The following is a 6,911-nucleotide window of genomic DNA, read 5'->3' as shown; positions in this document are numbered from 1 at the left end:
CAATTATTTACCAAAAGTTTGCAGGCCAGCACTATCACTGATCAATTACTGGCCTACAGTACAGAAAGGAGGGTAGCAACATGCTAACCAAATTTTTAAACAATTATGGCTACATGATATTAGGAGGAGCCATGATTATCGGATTCTCAGCATTCAAAGGTGCTGAGGCTTATGCAGGAAAAAGTTTAGCTCCTGTAACTGTTTATTTCAACGGAGATCCATTGAATGCCTCTCAGGTTGCTGATGAGTCACGCTGGACGACTACGCCAAATGGGCATAGCTGTAATCCGACGGACAACAAAGCCTGTTCGCTTCCGATTGACAACACCGACCTGAGCGGATCGGCTTTAGATCCGGCAAAAATTTCATTGGATGCAACACCCGGTGATGCTGGCGCTGCTTCAGGTTATATTCCCGAGCGTACCGGAGGGGCGAGTTCGACTCCTTTCAATCCGGTGAACCGAAATTAAACAGTTCCCCAAAACACCAAAGCCTCCCTATATGGGAGGCTTTGGTTGTTCCATTAAAGTGGGTTTTGTTCCATCCCGGTCACCCGGATGATATCATCAGGCAGTGGTAGCGCATAACGGTTTGCGTTAGGCTGTAGAATATATTCCTTCCCGTCCAGAAACCGCCTTTGAACAATATTTGCTCCTTCGAGATTCAACCTCTTGATATCTATCCATCGCAGGCCCCTAAAGATCAGCTCTTTTCGTCGCTCCCTTAATATCAGATCGAGTACATCCTTTTTGATGGTCAACTGATAAGGCTCAAAAGTTCCGGCTTTATATCGTGTAGCTAATAGCCTATTGAGATCGGCCTGTGCTTCCGCCAGCTTGCCTGCACGCGCCAGACATTCCGCACGGATGAGATACATTTCATCTATCGCAATACCTCCAAATGGGGATACCGTTTCCCATGCATTGGATGCCACGGCATAATTTCCCTTAAAAGCCTTATAACCGTTCACTCCCGATTTAAAATAAGCCTGTTTTCTCAGATCATCCGCATCAAAAGAACGGTACAATACGGTATCCATCTGTGCTATCCGGATCAACGGTGTTCCATTGGAAGTCTGTTCATAATACGCAACGATCTCCTTATTGTAGCGCAAAAAGGGATTTGTGCCCGTCAGATTGACCTCAGCAGGTTTATTAAAATCCATCAGGTCATCATTGATCTGGAGCATTTTATCCGCATAATAATAAGCCGAATCATATTTCGCCATGGATAGGTAAGCCCGGCCCAATAAACCATAAGCAGCGGCTTTTGATGGACGCATGACATGCGTACCCGTTTGCGGTAAAAATTCCGCAGCATTGCGCAGATCCTTGATGAGTGTATTATAACATGCCAATACCGAAGAACGTTTTGACTTTTCGTTCATATCCGAGGAGCCACGCAGCACAATGCCCAGATCTGACGCAGCTGTTGTACTTTGATAAGCCTTCGCATAATTCCACAGTAAGGAAAGGTACTGATTGGATTTCCCAAAGAGCGCTGTGCCTTTGATCCGATCGTAGTCTCCCGCATTCAGCGCTGTCCGCTGGATCTTGTTCAAACGTTCCAATACCAGATTACAGATATAAACAGGTCCATAGCCCGCCGACCAGTCGTTGCTAAAATTATACAGATTATTCCGCCATGTATAATTTAACCGGTCCATATCCGTCTGCATAGCTAAAACCGATGGTTCCAAAAAATAATCATCTGCGGAGATCTCCCCCATGGAGCCTATCCCCCGATTCATCTTTGAGCTATTATCCAATAATTTTTGCAGGTCTTCCAGGTTTTTGGGGATCACCAATCCATCGTTTGATTGTACATCCAGATATTTGTTACAGGAACCGTGCAGCATGAGTATGCCAATGATACCCAGTATGATTAACAGGCCTTTATTTATCTTTTTCATCTGTATATAATTTGTTTTTTAACGATGATGAAGCTATCAGATTTATTCGTCCCACTGTGTGGTTTGAAAAATCATGATGGTTTCATTTTATTTCTATCTAATATTCCAGTTGTATTCCCAGTGAAAACTGCTTTGACGGACGAAGTCTATAGGCAAATTCAGGATCAATCTTTTCTTTATTGGCACGCCATATCATCCCCAGATTGCTCGCATTAGCAAACAGACGCAGATTCAGTTCCTTTGCGCGTAGTTTATACCGCTTTCTCCAGCTGAGATTGATGTATTCCAGCCGCAGGTGGTCTCCCTTCAGTACATTGATACTTGCCCGTGCATAAAATGCATCCGCATCGGTCGATACCGGGTAATTCATGGCCGGAACATTGGTCACCTTTTCATCGCCCGGCTTTAACCAGCGCTGCTCAAAATCAGGATAGGCTATCCCGGACTGAAACAGGTTATAGTAACTGGTCGTTGGCTTATTAAAATAATAACCACCTTTATAGCTCACATTGACCGAAAGATCAAAATCACGGTACGAAAAGGTATTGATCAGATTCCCAAAAGAGGTCGGTTTGGCGGGTCCGATATAGGTGATCGTCTCGTTGCCCATTGGGTTCATCGAAGCCGATCTAAATATGGCGGTATAATCTGAACTTGCCTGGCCATTCAACAATCCCTGTGGCATCCCCTGATTATTCAGCCCCATCCAGGTGTACGCCGCAAGGGCATTCAGCGGAAGGCCAACTACGGGATTGATCCGGTTGCCATCAGCCAGAAAATACACCAGGCCTTCATTCAGATTGCTGTAGTAAGCAGTCGTCTTATTTTTATTGATGCCCAACAAAAGATTACTGCTCCACCTGAATGGGCCGGCCGTATTGATCGAATTCAGTTTGATATCCCAGCCGCTGCCCTGCATCTCAGCCATATTCTTGACGACCGTTCCGCTATTTCCCCATGTCGTGTAATCGTATGCAGTCTGGCCGTAAAGGTCTTTTCCATATTTCCGGTAATGATCGACCGACCCCGATAAACGGCCTTTTAATACGGAGAAATCGGCACCAAAGTTTAGCATTCCTACTTTCTCCCAGCGCAGTGATGGATCATTCAGGTTTGAAATCCCCAACATGGGATACAGGGTATATGGATCTGTCCCACTTCCGGCAATGGGCTCCGGAGTCTTGCGGAGATCGACATTGCCACTATACCCGTACGTAACCCTTAGCTTGAGCTGGTCTACCCACTTCATTTTAAAAAACTCCTCACGGTTTATTTGCCAGGAAGCACCCACGGACCATAGGGGCGACCATTTGTCATTGGTGGTTGCCCCAAAGATATTGGCGCCATCTTTTCTAATGCTTGCAGACAGGCCGTATTTATCACGGTACAGGTCAGTCCAGTTGCTGTATATGGAAACAAAACGATTTGTCGTTTTTGTAAACATCGGGGCACCGACGATATTTAGATATAGATTGTCAGGTACCGTGGGGAACGTTGTCAGGTAATCCACAGGCACTGAAGTGAGCGGCACTTCATTATAGCCATACGCGATATTTGAACTTCCCGACAGCTGATTTTCCCGGGCCTCTGCACCGACTATACCCTGAAGACGATGCTGGCCAAAGGTTTTGTTAAAATCCAGCTGTGTCCTTGCTGTGTACGACCTGCCCTGCTGCTGGTCCAGCGCACGGATAGCGCCCATGGGTACATTATACTTGCGCTGCCCGCTTACCGGATCAACAGTCATAAACTGATTGATTTTTAAGCGCGTAAAATAACTATCCTTTTCATGTAGCCTTTCATTCTCCGCACGCTGATTCTGCCATTGAAAGCCAACATTGGCACTCAAAAAGTCAAACACCTGATAGCGCAAATTGATTGTTGCAAATAACTCGTTCAGATTATTAGTCTTCCGGTCCTGTTTGTAATCCTGTAAAGGATAGTATCCCCAGTCCAGGTATCCATCTGCATAATGCTGGTCGAGGTAAGCCTTGTTATACATGCTTTCAAAAGGCACTTCTTCCCCTTTCTCATCTCTAAAATAAAGATACGGCACAGATTTCCCCACAATGTTAAAAGCTGAAAAATCAGGTTTTCCGGAGCGGTCAAGCTGTTGGGTAAAATTTACCGTGAGATCCAGTTGGAGTTTTTCCACCGGTCTATAGCTGTTGGACAGGAGCAGGTTTATTTTTCGCGACCGGGCGTCCAGATCTGTCCGGTATGTCGTATAGCCTACGCCCAATCCATAAGCGTTTGAGTTGCTTCCCCCACCAATATGTAGGGAAAGCTGATTGGAAAAAGCCGTACCGTAAAAGTTATCAGAAAAATTGCGACGGCCATCCTGACCGGCAAGCCAGTCAATCGTACGCGCCGAATCGGCCTCCGTAACGAGTCCCTTTTTTCTACCACCCAGCAGGTTGATGACCGGAGTCATCGCATAATAGGGTAGATAGTTGAGGAAAGTATCATAATAGCCACCGTCAAACAACATGCGTTCTACTTCGATAAAATCCCGGGAAGATGGCTGGTAGAGCTGATTCAGGTCAGGCTTCTGTTTGATGACCGATGTATTGCTGAACGAGATCTTCGTCGCTTGAGCCGATCTGAGCGTCCCTTTTTTGGAAGTCATCACGATCACCCCATTGCCTGCCCTGGCTCCCCAGATGGCACTTGCGGCGGCATCTTTCAATATGGAAACAGATTCAATGTTATTTGGGTCTATATTGCCGATGGCCCCTTCATAGATAAAGCCATCCAGGACGACCAGTGGATCAAGATTTCCATTTATTGTACTCAGGCCCCGGACTGAAAAATTCAGTTTCTGCAGGTCGGGGTTATTGATCGGCTGGTTATCAAAACGTATGCCAGCGGTTACGTTGTTCAGGCGCTGGAGCACATTTAACCCCGTCTGCTGACCCAGCAATTCACTGGAAACAACTTCGACAGCCCCTGTGATATCGCGCGCTTTTACGGTCTGGTAACCCGTACTGACCAGCGCCTCTTGCAGGTAGTTAACCTGCCTGTCCAAAAACAGAGGTCTTTCACGATCAAAGAAGCTTACCGCCAACTTTTTCTCGATAAACCCCACACTGGAGAATACCAGTGAATCTTTCAAACTCTGCACCCTTATCGTAAATTTTCCATCCGAGCTGCTGCGACTCAGCGTACCCTTTCCCATCAGCCGGACAGTTACTCCCCCGAGCGCCTGTTTATTTTCACCCGAATAGACCTGACCTGAGATCAGCAAGTTATCTTGCTGACCGTAGCATAAAAAAGGACAACAGAGTATAAGGGTTATTAAATAGCATATTTTCATAATAATAGATCTTAAGGATTAATGGATACGGCTGATATAGGGATATTCCTTTTCCTGCTGCTGCAGGGTTAGACGGATGCCCTTACTGGCCAAAAAACTCAGCTTCTCTTCCACAGGCATCCTTTCAAAACCCACTGGAAAAGAGAGGTCGATCTGCATGTCTGCATTCCTGTTATAGGAAACCGGCAGGTCAACATAGTGATGCAATAGGCTGAGCAAGGTTATCAAGGGAAAGTTCCGAAAGGAAATTGGACCTTCCTCGGGTTTTACATTGACCAAATGCATACCGCCTTTGGATTTCAAATCCGAAATATTGTCCAAAATTTCGATTTTGTAACAGGATACCGGGCCTCTTTTCCTCTCTATAGTGAGGTGGAAGTAATCTTTAAAAGCTTGCTGAAAATAGCGCTCAGCCCTGCCGGGCGAGATTGTATCTGCTACAAAGAGCTGATAGCTGTATTTGTACTGGCGGAGCGAACCGCCCAGTATCATTTGTTGGATCTTATACTTTAACCCCTCTTCAAACACATAGTCGGTACTTTCAAAACCTTTCAATTCATTTTTAAAAGCAATTCTTAGCATAAAATTGAAGGCCGCATTAACCATTTGATAGTTGGACTTATCATTCTTATAGGCGACGTTCGGATAAGTTGGTAGATAGTCGGGTAAATAGCCAGTTATAGCGGACAGGAATTTAACACCTGTTGTATCAAAGATCGGTGGTGTTGCCATTCTGTTATCCTTATTCCGAAATTCACCGCTCAGCTGTAAATCGGCATTTTTATTATGGAGAATAGCTTCGATATTTTTTATGCTGACTTCATCCGGCAATGTATTTCCTAAAAAAGTACCTTCCTGATTGATCCAGGTAATATTGGGTATGGTATTGTGGGGGAAAAGGTTTGTTAGTATCGTATCATCCAATAAGGTCAACAGTTTGATTTCAAAATTGTACTTTTCCTTGTATCGATCCAATACAAGCTTAATCCGGCGGGGTGTATCCTTGTTTCTTTTGCTATTTACCAATACTACTGTTAGTTCTTTTGGGTACCGCTTTTGGATTCCCTCCATGTGTGGAATATTTTCGATACAGCTCGGACAGGTGGTTGCCCAAAAATCGAGTAAGATCAGCTTCCCTTTCAGATCAGAGAACTTGATTGTTTTTTTCTTCCCATTGAAATAATTCAATTCGAGCGACTGGTTCCATACAACCTCAGGTATCTTATCACCCGGCTTTAAACCAACAAGATGGGAGAGCCCATCCGCCCCGCTATCCTTGCGGGGCGTCTGAGCCGATAAACTAAACATAGAAACTAAACATAAAAACAAGCATGTCAATACCATGCGATAGGCACGCTTATAATCCGCATCGAATAAAAGACATTTTAAAGCCCGCTGAACAACTGAACCTATCAATCCAAGCAAAGTATTGATTCGAAATACCAAAGCCTTACAGATCGACTTAAAATACCTTAAAACAGATTGTTCAGATTCCACTCCATAAGTCAATCTAGCATCTCCCACCTGCTGAAAAGCTTGCTTTTGTTGTGTGGGTCTTGTGCAATTGTTTAGTTGTCCTTGTGTATAACAAGGGCTTAGCAAGGGTGAACCTAGGGTCGCGCTATAGTCAAGCTTGTGTGTTTCTTGTGCCAAGCTATAGTCGACCATCTTTTGAGCAATTCC

At 44.9% G+C, this 6,911-nt stretch carries 4 protein-coding genes; 1 reads left to right on the top strand and 3 read right to left on the bottom strand.

What is annotated here, in order from left to right:
• The first annotated feature begins 113 nt into the window (after nucleotides 1-113).
• Nucleotides 114-470 (top strand): hypothetical protein, encoded by a 357-nt coding sequence (locus tag B2X72_RS04795; protein ID WP_286848426.1) that lies wholly within the window; start codon nucleotides 114-116, stop codon nucleotides 468-470.
• Between the two features lie 53 nt (nucleotides 471-523).
• On the opposite strand, the gene B2X72_RS04790 is transcribed toward B2X72_RS04795, so the two are convergent.
• From B2X72_RS04790 to B2X72_RS04780, 3 genes are all read right to left on the bottom strand, one after another.
• A complete protein-coding gene (locus B2X72_RS04790; protein WP_286848424.1) occupies nucleotides 524-1,912 on the bottom strand; it encodes a RagB/SusD family nutrient uptake outer membrane protein in 1,389 nt (462 codons plus the stop codon).
• Between the two features lie 97 nt (nucleotides 1,913-2,009).
• The gene (locus B2X72_RS04785) at nucleotides 2,010-5,228 is read right to left on the bottom strand and encodes a SusC/RagA family TonB-linked outer membrane protein (protein WP_286848423.1); all 3,219 of its coding nucleotides are present in this window, start codon (nucleotides 5,226-5,228) and stop codon (nucleotides 2,010-2,012) included.
• 18 nt (nucleotides 5,229-5,246) lie between these two features.
• On the bottom strand, nucleotides 5,247-6,911 hold a 1,665-nt coding region (locus B2X72_RS04780), incomplete at its 5' end, for a TlpA family protein disulfide reductase (protein WP_286848421.1).

Source organism: Sphingobacterium sp. UBA7253 (assembly GCF_002472745.1).
Taxonomy (GTDB): domain Bacteria; phylum Bacteroidota; class Bacteroidia; order Sphingobacteriales; family Sphingobacteriaceae; genus Sphingobacterium; species Sphingobacterium siyangense.
The sequence above is the reverse complement of the archived record's forward strand: the minus strand, read 5'-3'. Positions and strand labels throughout refer to the sequence as shown.

Excerpts from the sequence above, each read along its gene's own strand:
- B2X72_RS04795 (WP_286848426.1), top strand. The coding sequence starts at position 114 with ATGATATTAGGAGGAGCCATGATTATCGGATTCTCAGCATTCAAAGGT.
- B2X72_RS04790 (WP_286848424.1), bottom strand. The coding sequence starts at position 1,912 with ATGAAAAAGATAAATAAAGGCCTGTTAATCATACTGGGTATCATTGGC.
- B2X72_RS04785 (WP_286848423.1), bottom strand. The coding sequence starts at position 5,228 with ATGAAAATATGCTATTTAATAACCCTTATACTCTGTTGTCCTTTTTTA.